The sequence below is a fragment of the Streptomyces sp. NPDC092369 genome (genome assembly GCF_044755245.1).
Lineage (GTDB): Bacteria > Actinomycetota > Actinomycetes > Streptomycetales > Streptomycetaceae > Streptomyces.
This window is the reverse complement of record NZ_JBIVQP010000002.1, coordinates 1-21,179: the sequence shown is the minus strand read 5'-3', so window position 1 is coordinate 21,179 and position 21,179 is coordinate 1. Positions and strand designations below refer to the sequence as shown.

Annotated in this window: 20 protein-coding genes and 2 pseudogenes; 13 read left to right on the top strand and 9 right to left on the bottom strand. The window is 70.1% G+C overall.

Annotated features, from left to right (window positions below; all coding sequences use genetic code 11):
• The first annotated feature begins 55 nt into the window (after positions 1 to 55).
• From ACIQI8_RS09730 to ACIQI8_RS09720, 3 genes are all read left to right on the top strand, one after another.
• Positions 56 to 172, top strand: a complete 117-nt coding sequence (locus tag ACIQI8_RS09730; RefSeq protein ID WP_124002440.1) for an SGM_5486 family transporter-associated protein — start codon at positions 56 to 58, stop codon at positions 170 to 172.
• Between the two features lie 219 nt (positions 173 to 391).
• Positions 392 to 598 carry a hypothetical protein gene (locus ACIQI8_RS09725; protein ID WP_402346816.1) on the top strand — a complete coding sequence of 69 codons (207 nt, stop codon included), beginning with the start codon at positions 392 to 394 and terminating at the stop codon, positions 596 to 598.
• Positions 599 to 689: 91 nt separating this feature from the next.
• A complete protein-coding gene (locus ACIQI8_RS09720) occupies positions 690 to 1,208 on the top strand; it encodes a SixA phosphatase family protein (RefSeq protein ID WP_402346814.1) in 519 nt (172 codons plus the stop codon).
• Positions 1,209 to 1,356: 148 nt separating this feature from the next.
• Here ACIQI8_RS09720 and serB read toward each other — a convergent pair whose 3' ends face one another.
• Both serB and ACIQI8_RS09710 read right to left on the bottom strand, forming a co-directional pair.
• Positions 1,357 to 2,583: a phosphoserine phosphatase SerB gene (gene serB, locus ACIQI8_RS09715; protein WP_402346812.1), complete on the bottom strand. Its 1,227-nt coding sequence runs from the start codon at positions 2,581 to 2,583 to the stop codon at positions 1,357 to 1,359.
• Between the two features lie 627 nt (positions 2,584 to 3,210).
• Positions 3,211 to 5,703, bottom strand: coding sequence for a streptophobe family protein (locus tag ACIQI8_RS09710; RefSeq protein WP_402346810.1), 2,493 nt, complete (start codon positions 5,701 to 5,703; stop codon positions 3,211 to 3,213).
• Between the two features lie 244 nt (positions 5,704 to 5,947).
• Here ACIQI8_RS09710 and ACIQI8_RS09705 point away from each other — a divergent pair, with 244 nt between their 5' ends.
• A complete protein-coding gene (locus tag ACIQI8_RS09705) occupies positions 5,948 to 8,452 on the top strand; it encodes an FHA domain-containing protein (protein ID WP_402346808.1) in 2,505 nt (834 codons plus the stop codon).
• An 81-nt stretch (positions 8,453 to 8,533) separates the two neighbouring features.
• On the opposite strand, the gene ACIQI8_RS09700 is transcribed toward ACIQI8_RS09705, so the two are convergent.
• From ACIQI8_RS09700 to ACIQI8_RS09690, 3 genes are all read right to left on the bottom strand, one after another.
• Complete coding sequence (locus ACIQI8_RS09700; RefSeq protein WP_402346806.1) at positions 8,534 to 9,280, bottom strand: transglycosylase SLT domain-containing protein; 747 nt, start codon at positions 9,278 to 9,280, stop codon at positions 8,534 to 8,536.
• Positions 9,281 to 9,584: 304 nt separating this feature from the next.
• Positions 9,585 to 10,721: an S-adenosylmethionine:tRNA ribosyltransferase-isomerase gene (locus tag ACIQI8_RS09695; RefSeq protein WP_402346804.1), complete on the bottom strand. Its 1,137-nt coding sequence runs from the start codon at positions 10,719 to 10,721 to the stop codon at positions 9,585 to 9,587.
• On the bottom strand, positions 10,718 to 11,419 hold the full coding sequence (locus ACIQI8_RS09690) for an SDR family NAD(P)-dependent oxidoreductase (RefSeq protein WP_402346802.1): 702 nt from the start codon (positions 11,417 to 11,419) through the stop codon (positions 10,718 to 10,720). Before ACIQI8_RS09690 ends, ACIQI8_RS09695 begins: the two co-directional genes overlap by 4 nt.
• A 214-nt stretch (positions 11,420 to 11,633) precedes the next feature.
• Between ACIQI8_RS09690 and ACIQI8_RS09685 the strand changes: the two are divergent.
• The 5 genes and pseudogenes from ACIQI8_RS09685 to ACIQI8_RS09665 all read left to right on the top strand — a co-directional run.
• Positions 11,634 to 12,041: pseudogene (locus ACIQI8_RS09685) on the top strand (GAF domain-containing protein); the annotation flags it as partial.
• A 96-nt stretch (positions 12,042 to 12,137) separates the two neighbouring features.
• Positions 12,138 to 12,857: pseudogene (locus tag ACIQI8_RS09680) on the top strand (sensor histidine kinase); the annotation flags it as partial.
• Positions 12,850 to 13,491 (top strand): response regulator, encoded by a 642-nt coding sequence (locus tag ACIQI8_RS09675; protein ID WP_402346800.1) that lies wholly within the window; start codon positions 12,850 to 12,852, stop codon positions 13,489 to 13,491. The pseudogene ACIQI8_RS09680 and the gene ACIQI8_RS09675, both read left to right, overlap by 8 nt.
• A 166-nt stretch (positions 13,492 to 13,657) precedes the next feature.
• The gene (gene chpE, locus ACIQI8_RS09670; RefSeq protein ID WP_402346798.1) at positions 13,658 to 13,903 is read left to right on the top strand and encodes a chaplin ChpE; all 246 of its coding nucleotides are present in this window, start codon (positions 13,658 to 13,660) and stop codon (positions 13,901 to 13,903) included.
• Positions 13,904 to 14,091: 188 nt separating this feature from the next.
• On the top strand, positions 14,092 to 14,331 hold the full coding sequence (locus tag ACIQI8_RS09665; RefSeq protein ID WP_124002451.1) for a chaplin: 240 nt from the start codon (positions 14,092 to 14,094) through the stop codon (positions 14,329 to 14,331).
• A gap of 203 nt (positions 14,332 to 14,534) precedes the next feature.
• Here the strand turns inward: ACIQI8_RS09665 and ACIQI8_RS09660 are convergent, their stop codons facing one another.
• Positions 14,535 to 15,317 carry a hypothetical protein gene (locus tag ACIQI8_RS09660; protein ID WP_402346795.1) on the bottom strand — a complete coding sequence of 261 codons (783 nt, stop codon included), beginning with the start codon at positions 15,315 to 15,317 and terminating at the stop codon, positions 14,535 to 14,537.
• Positions 15,318 to 15,459: 142 nt separating this feature from the next.
• On the opposite strand from ACIQI8_RS09660, the gene ACIQI8_RS09655 reads away from it, so the two are divergent.
• The 3 genes from ACIQI8_RS09655 (at position 15,460) to ACIQI8_RS09645 (ending at position 17,816) form a co-directional block, all read left to right on the top strand.
• Positions 15,460 to 16,257, top strand: coding sequence for an ABC transporter ATP-binding protein (locus ACIQI8_RS09655; protein WP_124002453.1), 798 nt, complete (start codon positions 15,460 to 15,462; stop codon positions 16,255 to 16,257).
• Positions 16,258 to 16,308: 51 nt separating this feature from the next.
• Complete coding sequence (locus tag ACIQI8_RS09650) at positions 16,309 to 16,740, top strand: NfeD family protein (RefSeq protein WP_124002454.1); 432 nt, start codon at positions 16,309 to 16,311, stop codon at positions 16,738 to 16,740.
• A gap of 131 nt (positions 16,741 to 16,871) precedes the next feature.
• Positions 16,872 to 17,816: an SPFH domain-containing protein gene (locus tag ACIQI8_RS09645; RefSeq protein ID WP_402346793.1), complete on the top strand. Its 945-nt coding sequence runs from the start codon at positions 16,872 to 16,874 to the stop codon at positions 17,814 to 17,816.
• An 81-nt stretch (positions 17,817 to 17,897) separates the two neighbouring features.
• On the opposite strand, the gene ACIQI8_RS09640 is transcribed toward ACIQI8_RS09645, so the two are convergent.
• The 3 genes from ACIQI8_RS09640 to ACIQI8_RS09630 all read right to left on the bottom strand — a co-directional run bounded on the left by ACIQI8_RS09640 (position 17,898) and on the right by ACIQI8_RS09630 (position 19,922).
• On the bottom strand, positions 17,898 to 18,410 hold the full coding sequence (locus tag ACIQI8_RS09640) for an HNH endonuclease (protein ID WP_124002456.1): 513 nt from the start codon (positions 18,408 to 18,410) through the stop codon (positions 17,898 to 17,900).
• A 145-nt stretch (positions 18,411 to 18,555) separates the two neighbouring features.
• The gene (locus tag ACIQI8_RS09635) at positions 18,556 to 19,095 is read right to left on the bottom strand and encodes a YbhB/YbcL family Raf kinase inhibitor-like protein (protein WP_402346791.1); all 540 of its coding nucleotides are present in this window, start codon (positions 19,093 to 19,095) and stop codon (positions 18,556 to 18,558) included.
• Positions 19,096 to 19,139: 44 nt separating this feature from the next.
• On the bottom strand, positions 19,140 to 19,922 hold the full coding sequence (locus tag ACIQI8_RS09630) for a sporulation protein (protein ID WP_402346789.1): 783 nt from the start codon (positions 19,920 to 19,922) through the stop codon (positions 19,140 to 19,142).
• A gap of 140 nt (positions 19,923 to 20,062) precedes the next feature.
• Between ACIQI8_RS09630 and ACIQI8_RS09625 the strand changes: the two genes are divergently transcribed.
• Positions 20,063 to 20,704, top strand: coding sequence for a DNA-3-methyladenine glycosylase (locus ACIQI8_RS09625; RefSeq protein WP_402346787.1), 642 nt, complete (start codon positions 20,063 to 20,065; stop codon positions 20,702 to 20,704).
• Positions 20,705 to 21,179 lie beyond the last annotated feature (475 nt).

Here is a 21,179-nt window from a genome sequence, read left to right as displayed (position 1 = left end):
GGGTCGGACTCACCCCGGCGGCTCCGACACGGGGGAGGGGTGCGAGACTTGCCGCATGCCAGTGCTCGATCCGAACCCCCAGAACGGCCAGAAGAAGATGCTGATCGTCTTCGGCTCCTTCTTCGCCATCTTCGTGATCATCGCCGTCATCGCGACGATCGCCTCGCCGTGAGGCGATGAGCCCTTCCGTGTGACCCGACGAACCCCTCGCCGTGACCCCGCGAGCCGGATTCGGGGTCGATGGTGGGGCTAGCACCACCATCCCCTAGGGGGTGGGTGTCAGGGTCAAGTGGGTGGATCTCCGGATGGGTTGAGGCCGCCGGATTCCGTAACTTCGAAGTGTGACCGCGAGGGGCGGATCACGGAGGACTCGAAGACCACGGAGGACGCCATGTCGGCCACCACGCACACCCGGCCCCACCCGGCGACCTCCGGTGGCGTCGACATCCGTCTGCCCTGGTGGGCCCTCGCCCTGCCGGCTCTCGCCTTCATCGTGCTGCTGGCCCTGATGCTCAACCCGACGGACGCGCAGGCGGCGGCGAGCGACCCCGTGATCACCCACCTCTTCGAGCGGGCGCAGCAGTTCATAGCGGGCTGAACACGGCTCCGCCCACAGCGGGCCGCACCGTGCTCCCGCCGCCCGTCAACTCCCCCTCCTCGTGGCCTGTTTTCATGCGAAGCTGGGTTCCATGAGCGTCGCAGAACCCCGCAGGATCGTCCTTTTCCGGCACGCGAAAGCCGACTGGCCGGAGGTGACCGACCACGAGCGCCCACTCGCTGAGCGGGGCCGCATGGACGCCGCCGTCGCCGGACGCAAGCTGGCCGACACCGGCATTCCCTTCGATCTGGGCCTGTGCTCCACGGCGACCCGGACCCGCGAGACCTGGAAGCTGGCCGTCCACGAGCTCCCGCACCGGCCGAAAACGGTCTACGAGGAGCGGATCTACGACGCCTCTCCCGGCGAGCTGATCGCGCTGCTGAACGAGACCCCCGACGACGCGCGGGACGTCGTCCTGATCGGCCACAACCCCGGCATCCAGGGCCTGGCCGACGTGCTCGCCGGCACGGCCGAGGGCGACGCCCGCGAGCGGATGAACCGTCGCGGCTTTCCCGCCGCCGCGTTCGCGGTCCTGTCCTTCGACGGGTCCTGGAAGAGCCTGGAGCCGAGCGTCGCCAAGCTGACCGACTACTGGGCTCCGTCCGAGTAACCCGCGCGGCCCGAACAACCCGCGCCCGAATAACTCGCGCGGCCCGAACGACCTGCGCCCGAACAACCCGCGCAGCCCGAACAGCCTGCGCCCGAGCAATCCGCTCGGCCCGCGTAGCCCGCGCCGCCCGTCCGTCGGCTGCGGACGCTCACTCCTCGTCGTGCGTGTCCGCAGCCTCGACCTCTTCGCGGGTCACGCCCAGCAGATACAGCACGGTGTCCAGGAACGGCACGTTCACCGCCGTGTGCGCGGCCTGTCGGACGACGGGCTTGGCGTTGAAGGCGACACCGAGACCGGCCGCGTTGAGCATGTCCAGGTCGTTGGCACCGTCGCCGATCGCGACGGTCTGGGCGAGCGGTACGCCCGCCTCGGCGGCGAAGCGGCGCAGCAGCCGCGCCTTGCCGGCCCGGTCCACGATCTCGCCGGTGACCTTGCCGGTCAGCTTCCCGTCGACGATCTCCAACGTGTTGGCCTGCGCGAAGTCCAGCCCGAGCCGGTCGCGCAGATCGTCGGTGACCTGGGTGAAGCCGCCGGAGACGACGCCGACCTGGTAGCCGAGCCGCTTCAGCGTGCGGATCAGCGTGCGCGCGCCCGGCGTGAGCCGTACCTCGCTGCGCACCTTGTCCACCACCGAGGCGTCGAGACCCGCCAGCAGTGCCACGCGCGCGTGCAGCGACTGCTCGAAGTCCAGTTCCCCGCGCATCGCCGACGCGGTCACCTCGGCGACCTTGTCCTCGCAACCGGCGTGCGCGGCGAACAGCTCGATCACCTCGTCCTGGATGAGCGTCGAGTCGACGTCCATGACGACCAGCCGCTGGGCACGCCGGTGCAGCCCGGCCGCCACGACGGCGATGTCGACACCGAGTGCCGCCGCCTCGGTCACCAGGGCGGTGCGCAGCGGCTCGGTCTCCACGCCGGACACCGCGAACTCGACTGCTGTGACTGGGTACTTGGCGAGTCGGAAGATACGGTCGATGTTGCCGCCGGCCTTGGTGATCCGGGCGGCGACGGCGGCCGTGGCCTCCGCGGTCAGCGGGTGCCCGAGCACCGTCACGAGGGAACGGCCAAGGCCACGGGGCCGGTTGTCGCCGAGGCCGGAGATGATCTCCGCCTGCATCTTCATCGACTCCGCCCAACTGTGGACGGTGGAGCGCAACTCCCCCTCCAGCCCACGCTCCGGCTCCGTCACCAGCGCGCAGAGCACCATCCGGCCACGCGTGACGACCTGTTCGATGTCGACCACGTCGACGGAGAAGGCGGCGAGGGTGTCGAAGAGGCCCGCGGTGATGCCGGGCCGGTCCTTGCCGAAGATCTTGACGAGGAGAGTGGGGAGGTCGGCGGGGACGTCGAAGGACGAGGTCTGCTCAGCGCTCATGGTGCCTCCCACCGTATCCGGCACGCAGTGTCGCCCGCCGCCGCGGTCCGCCTAGCGGACACGGAACAGTGGGTGTCGGGTGGGTTGCGTGTGCCTTACCTGTCGGCCACGTGTCTCCTCCGCAGGAGCGCGGGTCGTGCGTGACGCCGATTGCGAGGCGGCTCGCGTCCTGCCTCCGACAGTCGGCGGTCGCCCTGCGCCGGTTGGCGGGGTCGGCCGCGTCCTGCTTCGGGGAGTTCGGGGGCCGTCTTGCGCTGGTGAGGACGCGGGCCGCGTTGTGCCTGCGGGTGCCTTGTGCCGGCTGGCGGGGCCGACTGCGCCCTGACCGGGAGACATCTGCGGGCGTGTGGCGTCGTCGGTTGAGGGGGTTCGCCGCGTCCGGTCTGCGTGGCCTGCGGGCTCCTCGCTCCGGGTGAGGAGTTCGGTTGCGTCCGGCCTCGGAGGTCTGTAGGTGCCTTACGCCTACTGGAGAGAGCAGGCGCGCCCTACTTCCGGAGGTGTGTGGGCATCCTGCGTCAGCTGAGAAGCCCGGCCCGTCCAGCCTGCGGCGGTTGTCGGCGTCTCGCGCCCGTCAACCTGCGGCATCCGCTGTGCGCGGGCCGAAGCGCCGTCCTGTCTGCGGACACCTCATTGCCCGCCCGACGGCCTCCTTGGTGGCGCCGGTGGGGGAGGAGGCGGAGGCGGGGGAGGGCCGTCGTCCGGTGGCGGGGACTGGGGTCGGTTGCCGGACGGTGGCCGGGGAGGCCGGCGCGGCGACCGCGGAGGCGGGCCGCCGATCGGCCCGACCTCGGTGGGCGCGCCGTACATGTCACGGTTGCCGCCACCGGGTGGCGGTGCATTGCGCGGACCGCGCGCGTCGCCGGGCGGCCGGGCGCCGGCCGGGCCACCGGATCGCCGCGCCCGCTCGTCCGGCGGTCCCTCGGCCCCAGGCCGTGCTCGATCTTGTGACTGTGGGTCTTCGGTCCCGCGGCGACCCCGGCCTTGTGGCGGTGGGCTTCCGTCCCTGGAGCGGTTCGGATCTTGCGGCGGCGCGCTTCCCCGTCCGGAGCGTTCTTGGTCCTGCGACTGTGCGCCCTCGCCTCCGGGCCGCCCACGGTCCGAGGGCCGCGCGTCCTCCGGCTCGCGCACCTCGTCCGGCACGCGCAGATACGGGTTCGTGGCGGGATTCGGTGGCCGGTACGGCGACCCGGGCACGTACGGCCCGGACTCACCGGAGTGCCCGGCCGGTTCACCGGCGTAGGGCCTCTGCCCCGGCGCGTGCGGCTCCGGTTCGCTCGCGTAGGGCCCCGATCCCTGAGGGTGCGTTCCTGGTTCACCTGGATACGCTCCCGCCCCCTGAGGATGCCTCCCCGGTTCGCTCGCATGTGGGCCGCCGCCCTGCGGGTAGGTCCCCGGTTCGCTCGGATACGGTCCCGCCCCTGGCGCCTGCGCCCCCGGTTCGCTCGCGTACTGCCCGGCTCCCTGCGCGTATGTCCCCGGCTCGCCCGCGTACGGCCCAGCCCCTCGCCCGTACGCCCCCGACTCACCGGCATACGGACCAGCCCCCGCCCCCGCATCCCGCGAGTACTGCGGGTACCCGGCGCTCACCGCCCCCGCGACCGGCGCGCCGCCCGCCCCCACGCTCCCCAGCGCCAGCGGTGCCGCCCGTCGTCCCGCCGCGCCCGTCGCCCACGCGAGGAGCGCCCCGACGGCCCCCGCGCCCGCGCCCCACAAGGCACCGAGCACCAGAGCCATCCCCAGGTGCGCGTGCAACACGATCCCGGCGCCGAACGCGTCGAAGCCCAGTACCGACAGCGAGGCGTTCACCGACACCTCGGTCAGCCACCCCAGTAACGGCAACGCCAACGCCGTCACGATCCCGAGGCGCAGCGCACACCGGCCGGCGAAGCCGAGGGCACCTGGATTCCGTACCGCGTCAGGCCCCGCGCCCGGTCCCGCACCGCGCCCGGCACCGCCCCCTGCACCACCACCCGCCCGCGGCTCCCCGCTCCCCGAACCGCCCACCGGAATCCCCACGGGCGTCCGTGCCGCCACCAGCACCCCCGCCAGCAGCATCATCAAGGCCGCGGCCACCCCGAGCAGCCACACCCGACCGTCCAGGTCGGCCAGGCGGCTGAGGGTCACCGACTGGTCGGTATCGGCGGTGAGGAGGTCGTCGAGGGGGTCGGGGAGGAGTTTGGCCAGTTCGCCCGTGGCGCGGCCGTCGTAGGGGACGAAGAGGCCGATCGGGATGCCGAGCCACGTGCCGTTGGGGGCGCCGAGCAGCGCCGCGCCGAAGATCCGCTTGGGGTGGTCGTCGCCGATCGCCGCGTACACCGCCGCCGCGAGTCCCGCCGCCACCGTCACCAGCATGACCGTCACGACCGCGGACGCGGCCGGGCGGACGATCCGGTGCACGGCCTCCCAGCCGCGCGGCAAGGGCGTGCGGCGCGAGGCCAGCAGGGCGATCAGCAGGATGCCGGCCGACCAGGCGAGGCCACCGAGCAGGGTGGGCGCGGTGTCGACGGTGAAGCCGACCGCGGCCTTGGCGTCGATGAGGTTGCCGACGTTGTCCGGCAGCAGCCCGCCGATGTCCCCGAGGTCGCCGAGGCCGGGCACGCTGACCCCGCCGCCGCCCGAGCCGCCGGGCAGCTTGTCCAGGCCCAGTGAGCCGCCGTCGATCGTGATGACGTCGTGACCCGCCCAGGCGAGGCCGCCCAGCACGGCCACGAAGAGGACGATCACGGCGCCCGCGCGGGCGAGGAGTTCGGCCGGTGAGATCACAACTCCGGCCGCGCGCAAGGACCGTAGGAAGAACCACGACAGCAGCAGCGCGCCCACCAGGCTCACGCCCAACGGCGTGATCGTCACGGCCGTGGTCGCCTCGGCGCCGGTCAGGCCGAACGCGGACACATCACCGGACGGAGTGATCGAACCGCCCGCTCCGAGAGCCACGACGGCCGCCGTCATCGGGCCCAGCGAGCTCGCCGAGTCCGCCTCCAGGAGGTGCAGGCCCAGCGCCGCCGTGCCCGCCATCCCGATCAACGCCCAGCTCACGGCGGCGATCGCGGACAGCAGGACGTCTCCCCACGGCAGCCTCGGTCCGGCCTTCGTGGCCTCGACGGTCAACGACGCGCTCATGGCAGACCCCCCGATCCGCAGCGCACGGCACAGCAGCCGCGCCCTGATCCCCCTCGCGTGGATTACCACTCTCCGGGTCGGTTTCAACCCCGTCAACGGAACCGGACGATGCGTTGACGCGTGGTCTTCACGACGCCCGACTTTCGGTCAGGGGGGTGAGCCTGAAATAGTTCCCGACGATGTTCGACATCCCTAGACTCCCTGTGATGGGGGTAATTCGGGGGACTACTCAGTGGGGCTTGGAGTGCCGGAACTCGTACTGGAATTGAACGGACGTACCTGGACGCTAGAGGAGTCCAGGCCATACACCCTCGGACGTGATCCGCAGGGCGACATCGTGCTCGACGACGCCAGGGTGTCCTGGCGCCACGCCACGATCAGCTGGGGGGGCCGCAGTTGGGTCATCGAGGACCACGGCTCCACCAACGGCACCTTCGTGCAGGGCCAGCGGATCCATCAGATGGAGATCGGCCCGGGCTCCGCCGTGCACCTCGGCAACGCGACCGACGGGCCGCTGCTCAGCGCGTCCGGCGCCGCGGCCGCGACGCCGCAGCCGCAGCCGCAGCAGCAGCCGTACGCGGCCCAGGGCGCGGGCCCAGGCTGGGCGCAGCAGGCGCCCCCGCAGCAGCAGGCACCGCAGGCCGGCTGGCAGCAGCCGCAGCAGGCCACACCGCAGCAGCCGGCCGCGCACATCCCGCCGCAGCAGAACTCCGGTGGTGTCGCGGGGGCACCTCCGGTCTACGGCGACCGCAGCCCGACCACGTTCCACCAGTTCTCGATCGGTCGCGTGATGCGCATCGGCCGTGCCCTGGAGAACGACCTGGTCGTCTCGGACCTGCAGGTCTCCCGCAACCACGCCGAGTTCCACTCGATGCCCGACGGGCGCATGGAGATCCGCGACCTCGGCTCGCACAACGGCACGTACGTCAACGGCCAGCCGATCGCCAAGGGCGGCTCGCAGCTGCTCGGTCCGACGGACATCGTCGGCGTCGGCCACTCGACGTTCCGGATCGTCGGCGACCGGCTCGAGGAGTTCGTCGACACCGGTGAGGTGTCCTTCTCCGCCCGCCACCTGACCGTCGAGGTCGACGGCGGCAAGCAGATCCTCAAGGACGTCTCCTTCGGCGTACCGGAGAAGTCGCTGATCGCGGTCATCGGTCCTTCCGGATCGGGCAAGTCGACCCTGCTCAAGGCGCTCACCGGCTACCGGCCCGCCAACCAGGGCGATGTCCTCTACGACAACCGCAACCTGTACAAGCAGTTCGCCGAGCTGCGCCAGCGCATCGGTCTGGTCCCGCAGGACGACATCCTGCACAAGGAACTGACCGTCAAGAAGGCCCTCAAGTACGCGGCCAAGCTCCGCTTCCCCGCCGACACCACCGGCGCCGAGCGCAACGCCCGGATCGACGAGGTGCTGCGCGAGCTGAAGCTGGACATCCACAAGGAGAAGAAGGTCACCTCCCTCTCCGGTGGCCAGCGCAAGCGCGTCTCGGTGGCTCTGGAGCTGCTCACCAAGCCGTCGCTGATCTTCCTGGACGAGCCGACCTCCGGCCTCGACCCGGGCATGGACCGCGATGTCATGCAGCTGCTGCGCGGCCTCGCCGACGACGGCCGCACGGTCCTCGTCGTCACCCACTCGGTGGCCGAACTCGCGATCTGCGACAAGCTCCTGGTGATGGCGCCGGGCGGCTCGGTCGCCTACTTCGGACCGCCCGAGGAGGCCCTGAACTTCTTCGGTTACGACACCTGGGCCGATGTCTTCTCCGCCTTCGAGAACTACCGCGACTACGACTGGGCGGGACGCTGGAAGGGCTCGCAGCACTACCAGATGTACGCCGCGGACATCGACGCGATTGCTCCGCAGTCCGTACAGATGCCGCCGCCGCAGGCGATGAAGCCGCCCAAGCCGCAGGGCTGGGGCTCGCAGCTGCTCACCCTGATCCGCCGCTATGTGTCGGTGATCGTGTCGGACAAGGGCTTCCTGGCACTGACGGTCATCCTGCCGCTGGTCCTGGGCTCGGTCAGCCTGCTCATCGACTCGGGCCAGGACCTGCTGCCCCGCGGTCGCCAGGGCAACGCCACGGCCACCACGGTGCTGCTGATCCTCGCGGTCGGCGCGTGCTTCGCGGGCGCGGCCAACTCGGTCCGCGAGCTGATCAAGGAACGGGTGATCTACGAGCGGGAACGCGCGACGGGCCTGTCCCGCTCGGCGTACCTGATGTCCAAGGTCGTCGTGCTCGGCGTGATCACCCTGCTCCAGGGCGCGCTGGTGGGCGCCATCGGCTTCGCCACCCGTGAGGTGCCGAAGGAGTCCCTGTTCCTGGGCAGCGCGACCAAGGTCGAACTCACCATCCCGGTCATGGCGCTGGGCTTCACGTCGATGATGTTCGGCCTGGTCATCTCCTCGCTGGTGAAGACCTCCGAGAAGACGATGCCGTTGCTGGTCATGTTCGCGATCGTCCAGGTCGTGTTCACCGGCTGCCTCTTCACCCTGAACGGCGCGGTGGGCGTCAACCAGGTCTCGTACCTGATGCCGTCACGCTGGGCCGTCGCCGCGGCGGGTGCCACGCTCGACTTCAACGTGCTCAGTCCGAACAAGGACAACCCGGGCAAGACGGATCCCCTGTGGGAGCACACCACCACCGCATGGACGATCGACATGATCGCCCTGATCGCCCTGGCGGTCATCTGCGGCATCCTCGTGGCCCGCTTCCTGCGCCGCCACGAGCCCGAGGTCATGCGCAAGTAGCCGGTCCCGTACGACGCCGAAGGGCGGCACCCGTCAGGGGGTGCCGCCCTTCGGCGTTCGCTGCCGAGGTCCGCGCCGACCTCAGTACGCGCTGTTGACGTTGTCGATCGAGCCGTACCGGTGGGCCGCGTAGTTGGCGGCGGCGGTGATGTTGGCGACCGGGTCGTAGATGTTCGTCGAAGTACCGGAGACGTGGTACGCGCTGAAGGTCGGCTGGATGACCTGGAGCAGGCCGATCGACGGGGTGCCGTTGACCGCGTTGACGTCCCAGCCGTTGATGGCGCTCGGGTTGCCCGAGGACTCCCGCATGATGTTCTTGTACAGGCCGTTGTACGAGCCCGGGATGCCCTTCTGCTTCATGATCGCCAGGGCGTGGTCGATCCAGCCGTCGAGGTTGTTGGCGTAGGTCTTCGCGGCGGCCGGCTTGAGCGCGGCGCGCTTGGTGGAGCGGCTCGCGGTCTTCTTCGCCTTGCGCTCGGCGGCGGCCTTCTTCTTCGCCGCGGCCTGAGCGGCCGCCTTCTTCTTGGCGGCGGCCTCGGCGGCGGCCTTCTTCTTCGCGTCGGCCTTGGCCTGGATCTGCTCGGCCTTCAGGCTGGCACCGGCGAGCTGGTCGGTGACGCTGGCCTTGACGCCCTTGATCGGCTCGGAGCTGTAGGCGATCTGGGCCTGCGCCGAGGAAGCGGCCTCGCTCGTGGTCGTCTCCGCGTTGCCGGGCACGGCGGAGAACGCGAGGGAGGCGGCGCCCAGGGTGGCGACACCGGCGATCGCGATCTTGTGGCGACGGGTCAGGGCAAGACTGCGCCCACGAGCACTGAAGTTCTTCGGCATGAAAGACGGACCTCTTCGAATAGCGCGGAGGTCGCTCTTCGTCCGGCGGGGGACTCCGGTCCATCCCGCACGAACGCCCCGGGGGAACCCGAGGCGCTGAGCGACGGCTGCCATTGTTAGCGGCCGCAAAATGCCGAGGCAAAGGTGTGACGTACGATCCTGGGTAGTGGACGCAGGAAGGGCAAAACGGGGCAGACTGGACTGTCTGCCCCGCTCATAAGGGGAGTGTTTATCTCCTATCGACCTTCGTACGTGATCTGCGCCCTATGCGCGGGCTCACATCGGGGACGTAACAGTCTCACCGTTAGTTGCTGGAGCAATGCGCCGAGTGAGGATCCTCCTCCGGGAGGATGAGATGGACGTCCCCGAACTCGTGCCACAGGTAGAGCCCGCGCACCGCCTCCTCATAACTGCGGTCGATCGCCGCCCGCCCCGCTACCGCCTCCAGCATCAGCAGATGCGAGGCCTCCGGCTCGTGCAGTCCGGTCAGCAGCCCGTCCACCACCCGCACACCGCGCTCCGGTGTGACGACGAGATCCGTCCACCCCGCACGCGCGCGTACGACTCCGCCCGCATCGGCGGCCGACTCCACCGCCCGCACGGCCGTCGTCCCCACCGCGACAACCCGCCCACCCCCGGCCCGCGCCGCGTTGATCAGCCGCGCCGACGCCTCCGGCACCGAGAACCGCTCCGGATACGGCGACTCGTGCGCCTCCACCGACGCCACCCCGGTGTGCAGCGTGATCGGCGCGAACTGCACCCCCCGGCTCACCAGCTCCGCCACCAGCGCCGCGGTGAACGGCCGCGCGGCACTCGGCATCTCCGCGCTCCCCGTCCCATCGGCCGTCGGCAACGCGAACACGGTCTGATACACGGACAACGGCTGATCCCGCTCCGTATAGGAGTAACGAATGGGCCGCCCGTGCTCGCGGAGCAGTGCGAGGACGCCCGCTCCCGACGTCTGCGCTTGCGCCCCCGACACCCGCGCCCACCACAGCCGGTCGCTGTCCGGCCCCAGAGGCGCCGTGAGCATCAGCCGGACCCCGCCGGGCAGCCGCACCTCCGTCCCCGCGGGGCCACCCGCACGCGCGCGTGTGGTGCCGTCCCCGGCGGGGTCGCGCAGTTCGACCGCCCACCGCCCGTCGTCCCCGCGCGTGGAGAAGTGCACCACCACGCGCGCGTGCCCGATGCGGCCGTCCACGGCGGCGGCCAGGGTCGGCGAGGTGTTCACGACCAGCAGGTCCCCGGCCCGCAGCAGCCGGGGCAGTTCCACGAAGGCGTGGTGGGAGACCTCGACGCCCCGCGACACCAGCAGCCGTACGGAATCCCGGCCGCGCCCCGGCCCGCGCTGCTCGGCCGGGATCCTCGCGAACAGCTCTTCCGGTACCTTCCCCCACCCTCGGCTCCGCTCGTGCGGGGGGACCCCCATCGCCAGCGTCATCGCCCCTCCACCAGCAGCGACGGAGCCGCGTAGCGGCCGCTCACCGGCCGTTCGTCCAACAGCCGCAGGAAGGCCGGCACCACATCGGCCGGCGCGGGACGCGGATCGTCGTCGTCCGGTACGGCCGCCGCGTACAGGTCCGTCGCCATGTCCCCGGGATCCACCGCCCACACCCGCAACCCCGGCTCCTCCGCCCCGAGCACCGCCACGAGCTGGTCCAGGGCCGCCTTCGACGCCCCGTACCCGCCCCACGTCTCGTACGCCTCGGCCGCCGCGTCCGAGCTGACGGCGATCACCGTGCCGCCCGTCCCGGACACCCGCAGCAGCGGCAGCGCCTCCTGGACCAGGCCGAGCGCGGCGACCACGTTCACCTCCAGCGCCCGCCGCAGTCCCTCCAGGGGCAGCTTCTCCAGCCGTACCAGCGGCTCCGCGCCCAGCGCGCTGGCATTGCTCACCAGCAGGTCGGCACCGCCGAGCCGCCACGCGGCCGCCACCAGCTCGGACCGGTGCACGGCGTCCGTGACGTCCCCGGCCACCGCCGTCACACGCGTGCCGTACGCCGACACGGCCGCCGCCGTCTCCGCCAGGACCCCCTCGCTCCTGGCGTCGAGCACCAGATCCCAGCCCCGTGCGGCCAGCGCCTCGGCGAGCGCCCGCCCCAGTCCCTTCGAAGCCCCCGTGATGATCGCCACCGGCATGACACACGTCCCCTCGTAAAGTCCGCCCGTTGATCGGCGTGCCTTCAACGTAGGAACGGCCTCACCCGCCCCGCGTCGGACGCGGGCCCCAAAGCGCCAAGGCCCTTCGACCTACGCCTGCCGTTCCGGGGACTTTCGGCCTAGGTCCACAGACCCGGTCCGGGCCGCCACTGGTCCGATCCGCGGTGTCACACCCCGCCGGTACCGTGAGGACATGAGTCAAGGCCCCCGGTCCGGCCTCGCCGCGGTGAGTTCCGCGCTGCTGGCCATGAGCAGGCACCTCGAGGTGCGCGACGTCCTCAAGACGATCGTCGCCTCGGCCCGTGAGCTGCTCGGCGCGCAGTACGCGGCACTCGGCGTCCCCGACGACCACGGGGGCTTCGCCCAGTTCGTGGTCGACGGCGTCAGCGACGCCCAGTGGAAGGCCATCGGCCCGCTCCCGCGCCAGCACGGCATCCTCGCCGCGATGCTGCACGAGGCGAAGGCGGAGCGCCTGGCCGACGTGCGCAAGGACCCACGCTTCGAGGGCTGGCCGTCCGCCCACCCCAACATGTCCGACTTCCTGGGCCTGCCCATCAAGGACGGCGACGAGGTCATCGGCGCGCTGTTCCTCGCCAACAAGGTGCGCCCGGCTACGGAGAAGGGCTCGGTGCCGGAAAGGGGCTCGGCGACCGTGAGGTCCTCGGCGACGGAGGAGCATCCGCGTCCCAGGAGCGACGGACGCTGCGCCTTCACGCAGGAGGACGAGGAGCTGCTCGACATCCTCGCCCAGCACGCGGCGATCGCCCTCACCAACGCCCGCCTGTACGAACGCAGTCGGGAGCTGACCATCGTCGAGGAGCGCTCCCGCCTCGCCCACGAACTGCACGACGCCGTCAGCCAGAAGCTCTTCTCCCTGCGCCTGACCGCCCAGGCCGCCGCAGCCCTCGTCGACCGCGACCCGGCGCGCGCCAAGGGCGAGTTGCAGCAGGTGGCCGCGCTCGCCGCCGAAGCCGCGGACGAACTGCGCGACGCCGTCGTCGAGTTGCGCCCCGCGGCCCTCGACGAGGACGGCCTCGTCGCCACCCTGCGCACCCAGGCCCAGGTCCTCGACCGCGCCCACACCGCGCGCGTGACCTTCGAGAGCTGCGGCGTACGCGCGCTGCCGGCATCCCAGGAAGAGGCCGTCCTGCGGGTCGCGCAGGAAGCCCTGCACAACGCGCTCCGCCACTCCGGCGCCGAGCACGTCGAGGTGACCCTCGCCCGGCGCGGAGGCGGAGCCGTCCTGCGGGTCACCGACGACGGCGGCGGCTTCGACCCGCACACCACCCGCCGCGCCGGACGCCACCTCGGCCTGGTCTCCATGCGCGACCGGACGAGTGGCGTCGGCGGCACACTGACCGTGCAATCGGCGCCCGGCAAGGGCACCACGATCGAGATGGAGGTCCCCGGTGGCTGACGCAATCAAGGTGCTGCTCGTCGACGACCACCAGGTGGTCCGCCGCGGCCTGCGCACCTTCCTGGAGGTGCAGGACGACATCGAGGTCGTGGGCGAGGCGGCCGACGGCGCCGAAGGAGTCGCCCGCGCCGAGGAGTTGAAGCCCGACGTCGTCCTCATGGACGTCAAGATGCCGGGCATGGACGGCGTGGACGCCCTCCGCAAGCTCCGCGAACTGGCGAACCCCGCGCGGGTGTTGATCGTCACCAGCTTCACCGAGCAGCGCACGGTGATCCCGGCCCTGCGCGCCGGAGCCGCCGGATACGTCTACAAGGACGTGGATCCGGACGCGCTCGCCGGCGCCATCCGCTCGGTGCACGCGGGGCACATCCTGCTCCAGCCCGAGGTGGCCGGCGCGCTGATCTCCCAGGAGGAGGCCAACTCGGGCCAGGGGCGGGCGGGTTCGCTGACCGAGCGGGAGCGCGAGGTGCTGGGCCTGATAGCGGACGGCCGCTCCAACCGCGAGATCGCCCGCGCCCTCGTCCTCTCCGAGAAGACGGTCAAGACCCACGTCTCGAACATCCTGATGAAGCTCGACCTGGCGGACCGCACCCAGGCCGCGCTCTGGGCGGTACGTCACGGAGTGGCCGGTTGATCCACGGCGCGTCAGGGGGCGCACGGCAATTCGGAGCGTCTCACTCCGGACTGAGATTCATACCGTCGTGGGAATGTCCCCCGGATGGCGCATCCTTCGTGGATCTCCGCCGTTCTCCAGTGCGTGCCGCGGCGACTGCCGCGGTCATCGCTAGGAGGACTCAGAAGTGAAGAACCTGAAGAAGGCAGCGGCCGTGACGATGGTGGCCGGCGGGCTGGTCGCCGCCGGTGCGGGAATGGCCTCTGCCACCGGTGGTTCGCTGGCCGACGGCCAGGCCGTCAGCTCGCCGGGCGTCGGCTCGGGCAACCTCGTCCAGGTCCCGGTCCACGTCCCGGTGAACGCGGTCGGCAACAGCGTGAACGTCATCGGTGTGCTGAACCCCGCCTTCGGCAACCTCGGCATCAACCGCTGACTCCGCCCCACGGCGAGCGGTGACCTCCGGCCTCCCGGGTAGCCCCGGGAGGCCGGTCAGCTAGTCGTTCGAATAATCCGAAAGGGCGGTTCATGTCTGATTCGCGTACCGCCCTCGTTCCCTTCCTCGTTGATCAGCGCACGACCCGCGGCCGGGTCGGATACGCAAACGCAGGAGGAACGCTTCTCATGAACATCGCCAAGAAGGCCGCCGTAGCCCTCACCGTGGCCGGCATCGCCGCCGGCGCGGGTGCCGGCGCCGCTGTCGCCGACGCGGGTGCCGACGGCGCGGCCGTGAAGTCGCCGGGCGTCGGCTCGGGCAACCTGGTCCAGGTCCCCGTCCACGTCCCCGTCAACGTCGTCGGCGACAGCGTCAATGTCATCGGCCTGCTGAACCCGGCGTTCGGCAACCAGGGCACGAACGACTGACGCCAGCACCATCAAGAAGGGCCCCACCGGTCAACGGAGACCGGCGGGGCCCTTCTGATGTCCGGGCTCTCGCAGCACGTGAGGGCCTTTGTCCTTCAGCCCGTCCGGCGTTTGAGGACGAGGCCTTCCAGGCCGAAGCCGGGGCCTGGGGGCGGCAGCCCCCAGACGCTCACGTCAACGCAGGCCAACAACCGAACCGACCCTCACCACCGCTCCCGCTCCTCCACAACGGAGTTGTACGCCGCGACCTGAGCCCGCCGAGCCGTCCGCTCAACCGGCCGCAACGCCAACGCCCGAGCCGCCATCTCCCCAGAAGTCACCGCGCCGCCATGCCCGTTGGACTCGGCCAGCGCGACGAGCATCCCCACCCGCTCGGCAAGTTCCAGCACCCGCGCCGCCCGTGGCGGATACCCCGGCGCCAACACCTCCCGCCCCCGCTCGGCCCGCGCCCGGTACGCCTCGATCGCCGCGTCCGCCACCGGCCCCGACCCGGCGACGTCCAACCGGGACAGCACCTCCGTGGCGTCCCGAAGAGCCTCCGCCAGCTCCCGCTCCGCCTCACCCAGCGACGGCACGTCCGCCGGCGGAGCCTCCCGCACCGGCAGGCAGTGCCACACGACCTCGACATGGACATCGCCGTCGGGCCCGGCCTCGTACACCTCGGGCACCAGCCCCAGCGCGGTCCCGTAGCAGACCACCGCCTCCTCGGCCTCTATCGCCCGCGCGTTGAACTCCGGCGGCCCGCTCAACCCCAGCGGATGCCCCGGCGCCGGCAGCGCGACGCGCAGACCCGTCGCCCCGAGTGTCCGCAGCCGCCCCAGCGCGAGCGTGAGCCCGACCGGCCCCGACTCCCCGGGCAGCCCCTCCATCCGATGCACCGCGTCGTCCCCGACGATCGCGAGCACAGCGTCGTCCGGCGAGACAAGACCGGCCAAAAGGGCGTTTCCCCATGCGGCGAGGCGCCCTGAACGTGGTTCCGAGAACATGACCCCCAGCCTAAGGACCGGACCGATGGAATGGAGCGGGCGGCCGGTGGCGTAGATTTCATCGAGGGCTGCGCACACCAGCGCGCACGCGACAGCCGAGACGCCGAGACCTGGCCACACTGCAAGGGGAGACAACGCGCTCATGAGCGATGTTCTGGAGCTTCAGGACGTATCTGTGGTCCGGGAGGGCCGGGCTCTGGTGGACCAGGTCTCCTGGTCGGTCAAGGAGGGCGAGCGCTGGGTCATCCTCGGTCCCAACGGCGCCGGCAAGACCACGCTCCTGAACGTCGCGTCCAGCTACCTCTACCCCAGCAAGGGCACCGCCACCATCCTCGGCGAGACCCTCGGCAAGCCCGGCACCGACGTCTTCGAGCTGCGCCCCCGCATCGGCATCGCCGGAATCGCCATGGCCGACAAGCTCCCCAAGCGCCAGACCGTCCTGGAGACCGTACTGACCGCCGCGTACGGCATGACGGCCGGGTGGCAGGAGGAGTACGAGGAGATCGACGAGCAGCGCGCCCGTGCCTTCCTCGACCGCCTCGGCATGAGCGACTACCTGGAGCGCAAGTTCGGCACCCTCTCCGAGGGCGAGCGCAAGCGCACCCTCATCGCCCGCGCGCTGATGACCGACCCCGAACTGCTGCTCCTCGACGAGCCCGCCGCCGGCCTCGACCTCGGCGGCCGCGAGGACCTGGTCCGCCGCCTCGGCCGGCTCGCCCGCGACCCGATCGCCCCCTCGATGCTGATGGTCACCCACCACGTCGAGGAGATCGCCCCCGGCTTCACCCACGTCCTGATGATCCGTCAGGGCAAGGTGCTCGCCGCCGGCCCCCTCGAACTCGAACTCACCTCGCGCAACCTCTCCCTCTGCTTCGGCCTGCCCCTCCTCGTCGAGCAGGTCGGCGAACGCTGGACCGCGCAGGGTCTTCCCATGTCCTGACCCCTTTTGCGCCCTGTCCGCAGCACGACTCGCGGTCATACCATTGACCTTGTGAACGACATCGACGCATGGGTGTGGTGGCTCGTCGGCGCGGCCGCGCTCGGAATCCCCCTGGTGATCACGGCCATGCCGGAGTTCGGCATGTTCGCCGTGGGTGCCCTCGCCGCCGCCGGCGCCGCCGGACTGGGTTTCGGTGTGGTGGTCCAGGTCCTCGCCTTCGTCGTCGTCTCGGTCGCCCTCATCGCCGTCGTCCGGCCCATCGCGACCCGGCACAGCACGCAACGCCCTCAACTGCGCACCGGCATCGATGCGTTGAAGGGCAAGCAGGCCTTGGTGCTGGAGCGAGTGGACGGCTCGGGCGGCCGCATCAAACTCGCCGGAGAGGTCTGGTCGGCCCGCTCGCTCGACAACGACCGTGCCTACGAAGTGGGACAGGAAGTGGATGTCGTGGAGATCGAGGGAGCGACCGCGATCGTCATCTGACCTCGCACGACTCAACTGAACGGAACAGGCCACGAGTTGTGCGACGGTCTGTCATGCTCGACCAGCAAGATCTTCAACAACCATAAGATCTTCCGAAAGAGCCGAGGCGGAGAAGGGTACGGGGAACGACGATGGAACCGGTCATCATCGTCCTGATCATCCTGGTGGTGTTGGTCTTCATCGCCCTGATCAGGACAATCCAAGTCATCCCGCAGGCCAGCGCCGCCATCGTCGAGCGCTTCGGTCGTTACACGCGGACACTCAACGCGGGCCTCAACATCGTCGTCCCGTTCATCGACACCATCCGCAACCGCATCGACCTGCGCGAACAGGTCGTGCCGTTCCCGCCGCAGCCGGTGATCACCCAGGACAACCTGGTGGTCAACATCGACACGGTCATCTACTACCAGGTGACGGACGCGCGGGCCGCGACCTACGAAGTGGCCAGCTACATCCAGGCGATCGAGCAGCTCACCGTCACCACGCTCCGCAACATCATCGGTGGCATGGACCTGGAGCGGACCCTGACCTCCCGCGAGGAGATCAACGCGGCCCTGCGCGGAGTCCTCGACGAGGCGACGGGCAAGTGGGGCATCCGCGTGAACCGCGTCGAACTCAAGGCAATTGAGCCCCCCACCTCCATCCAGGACTCGATGGAGAAGCAGATGCGCGCCGACCGCGACAAGCGCGCCGCGATCCTCACGGCGGAAGGCACGCGCCAGGCCGCCATCCTCACCGCCGAGGGCGAGAAGCAGTCCCAGATCCTGCGCGCCGAAGGTGAGGCCAAGGCAGCGGCCCTGCGCGCCGAGGGCGAGGCCCAGGCGGTCCGTACGGTCTTCGAGGCCATCCACGCCGGCGACGCCGACCAGAAGCTGCTCAGCTACCAGTACCTCCAGATGCTCCCGAAGATCGCCGAGGGAGACGCCAACAAGCTCTGGATCGTGCCCAGCGAGATCGGCGACGCCCTCAAGGGCCTGTCCGGCGCGATGGGCAACATGGGCCCGTTCGGCGGCGGTTCGAGCGACTCGGGCTCCGACCGGGCCCCGGAACGACGCGAGAAGCCGTCCATCGACTGACGACTTCCCACGACGCATACGACACCGGGGCCCGCCTCCTTCAGGAGGCGGGCCCCGGTTCGTTCACGCTCTTCCGTCCGCCTAGGCCGCCGGCGCGGGCTGCGAAAGCCAGTCCGGCAGAGCCGCGAAGTCGTCGTTACCCAGCGACAACAGCATCGCGTCCGCGGGCGTCGGCTCGAACGGCGGCCGCAGCAGCGGCATCTGCGCCTGCTCCGGAGTCCGGTTCGCCTTGCGGTGGTTGTCCTCCGCGCACGAGGCCACCGTGTTCAGCCAGGTGTCCTGTCCGCCCTGCGACCGCGGCACCACGTGGTCCACGGTCGTCGCGCGCCTGCCGCAGTACGCGCACCTGTGCCGGTCCCTGACCAGCACACCCCGCCTCGACCACGGAGCTTGTCTTCGGAACGGGACCCTCACATACCTGCACAGCCGGATCACCCGGGGGGCCGGTATGTCAACCGCCGCTCCGCGCATGCGCAGTTCGGGGTGGGCCTGCTCGACGACGGCCTTGTCCTGCAGCACCAGGACAACGGCTCGGTTCAACGTCACCGTGGACAGCGGCTCGAAGCTCGCGTTCAGCACCAGCGTGTCCCGCATCCAGCCCACCTCCTTCGTGCACCTGGCCCACCCCCTGGCGGGCTTGGATCAACTTTGGACGGGCGCGCCGAGATGGACAACGCAATAAAAAATGCCCGCCTCTGATCACTTCCAAGACCAGAGGCGGGCAAACGTTCAGTGAATCTCAGACTTCGGCGGGCACCTCGTGCTCGCCGACCAGCTGGGCTCGCGCGATCGCGTGGAACCGCAGATTGAAACCGACGAAGGCGGGGGAGGCATCGGCATCCGGGCCGAGCTTCTCCTGATCCACGGCGTACACCGTGAACACATACCGGTGCGGTCCGTCCCCGGGCGGCGGAGCGGCACCGCCGAAGTCCCTGCTCCCGTAGTCGTTGCGCGCCTGCACGGCACCCTCGGGAAGCCCCTCGAACTTGCCGCTGCCCGCACCCGCCGGAAGCTCGGTGACCGAGGCCGGGATGTCGAACACGACCCAGTGCCAGAACCCGCTGCCCGTCGGGGCGTCCGGGTCGTAGCAGGTCACGGCGAAGCTCTTGGTCTCCTCCGGGAAGCCCTCCCACCGCAAGTGCGGCGAGATGTTGCCGGCCGCGTAGACCTGGGCGTCCTTGAGCGCCCCGCCCTCCTCGACGTCCTCGCTCGTCACACTGAACGACGGAACGGGCGGGTGGAAGTCATGGGGGAGCGGTCGCCGCTTGAGCTCGGTCACCTCGGTACCTCCTGCATCGATTACTGGAATCAGCAGTTCCGAGCCTAGAACCAGTTGCGCTTGCTGCCGACCTCGGACAGCCACTGATTGAGGTACCCGACCCAGTCGGTGCCGTGGAAGTCGTGCAGGCCGACCTGGAAGGAGCGGAACGTGTCACTGCCCTCACTGAACAGTCCCGGCTTCTTGTCCATTTCCAGGATGACGTCCATGGCCTGCGCGTCCGCCACGAAGCTCAGCTCTACCTGGTTCAGCCCCCGGTACTGCGACGGCGGGAAGAACTCGATCTCCTGGTAGAACGGCAGCGACTGGCGCGTGCCCCGGATGTGCCCGCGCTCCATGTCCGCGTTCTTGAAGCGGAAGCCCAGCTGGATGAAGGCGTCCAGAATCGCCTTCTGCGCCGGCAGCGGGTGCACGCTGATCGGGTCCAGGTCACCGGAGTCGATGGCCCTCGCGATCGCCAGCTCCGTCGTCACACCGATGTTCATCCCGCGCAGCGGCTGTCCGTCGATCGTCGTGATCGGCGTCTCCCACGGGATCTCCAGACCGAACGGCACCGCGTGCACGGCCCCGGCCTGCAGCTCGAAGGCACCGCCGAGCCGCACCTTGGTGAACTCGATGTTCTGCTTGTACTCCTCGTCGCCGCTCTCGACCTCGACCTTGGCCTGCAGCCCCACGGACAGGCCCTCGATGTTCTGGTTCACGGACCCGCCCTGGATCCGCACCTCACCCTGAACGACGCCGCCCGGCACGACGTTGACCTCGGTCAGCACCGTCTCGACCGAAGCTCCGCCGGCCCCCAGGCTCGCGAGCAGCTTCTTGAACGCCATGTCTCTCCCTAGTACGTGTGGGCCTTTGATCCCTACAAACGCGATCCGGCCCCGACCGGTTCCGCGCCCACACCCTGGCAAGCGGACGAACCCTTGACCACCCCTTGGCCAGAAACCGGTCTGGACTACGCTCCTACGCCATGATCGCGCCACCGGACGCTACGCCACTGCCCCGACACTTCTTCGACCGCCCCGTTCTCGAGGTCGCCCCCGACATCCTGGGCCGCGTCCTCGTCCGTACGACCCCGGACGGCCCGATCCGCGTCCGCCTGACAGAGGTCGAGGCCTACGACGGTCCGAACGACCCCGGCTCCCACGCCTATCGCGGTCGTACGCCCCGCAATGACGTGATGTTCGGTCCGCCCGGCCACGTGTACGTCTACTTCACCTACGGCATGTGGTTCTGCATGAACCTGGTCTGCGGCCCCGAGGGCAACCCGAGCGGGGTCCTGCTGCGGGCCGGCGAGGTCGTGGAGGGTGCTGAGCTCGCACGTAAACGTCGACTCTCGGCCCGAAATGACAAGGAACTGGCCAAAGGGCCCGCACGCCTGGCCACGGCCCTGGACGTGACCCGCGACCTGGACGGCGCGGACGCGTGCGCGGCTGGTGACGCCCCGCTGCGCATCCTGACGGGTACCCCGGTACCCGCCGACCAGGTACGCAACGGTCCCCGCACCGGAGTCGCCGGCGACGGAGCCGTCCACCCCTGGCGCTACTGGATCGCCAACGACCCGACGGTGAGCCCGTATCGGGCCCATGCACCACGACGTCGCTCAAGTTGACTCGTTCTTGGAACGTGCGTAACGTAGCTCCAGCCGCTTGAACCGGGTACGGCAATCGCCAGCAGCCGGAAGCGGCCAACCACTACCTACGACTTCCCTTAGCGGGGACGATTTTGGCGTGCCTGCATGCCTGAATTCGAACTCGCGGAACTCGATTATGAGTTGCCGAGGGAATCGGCTAACGTAGTGAATGTCGAAAGGCCCCGCCGACCGGGAAACAGCGCCGAAAGGCTCTGATAGAGTCGGAAACGCAAGACCGAAGGGAAGCGCCCGGAGGAAAGCCCCAGAGAATGTTCTGCGGGTGAGTACAAAGGAAGCGGCCGTTCCTTGAGAACTCAACAGCGTGCCAAAAGTCAACGCCAGATATGTTGATACCCCGTCTCCGGCCATCATGGTTGGGACGTGGTTCCTTTGAAGAACAAAACACAGCGAGGACGCTGTGAACAGTCGGATCATTCCTCCGATTGTTCCGCTC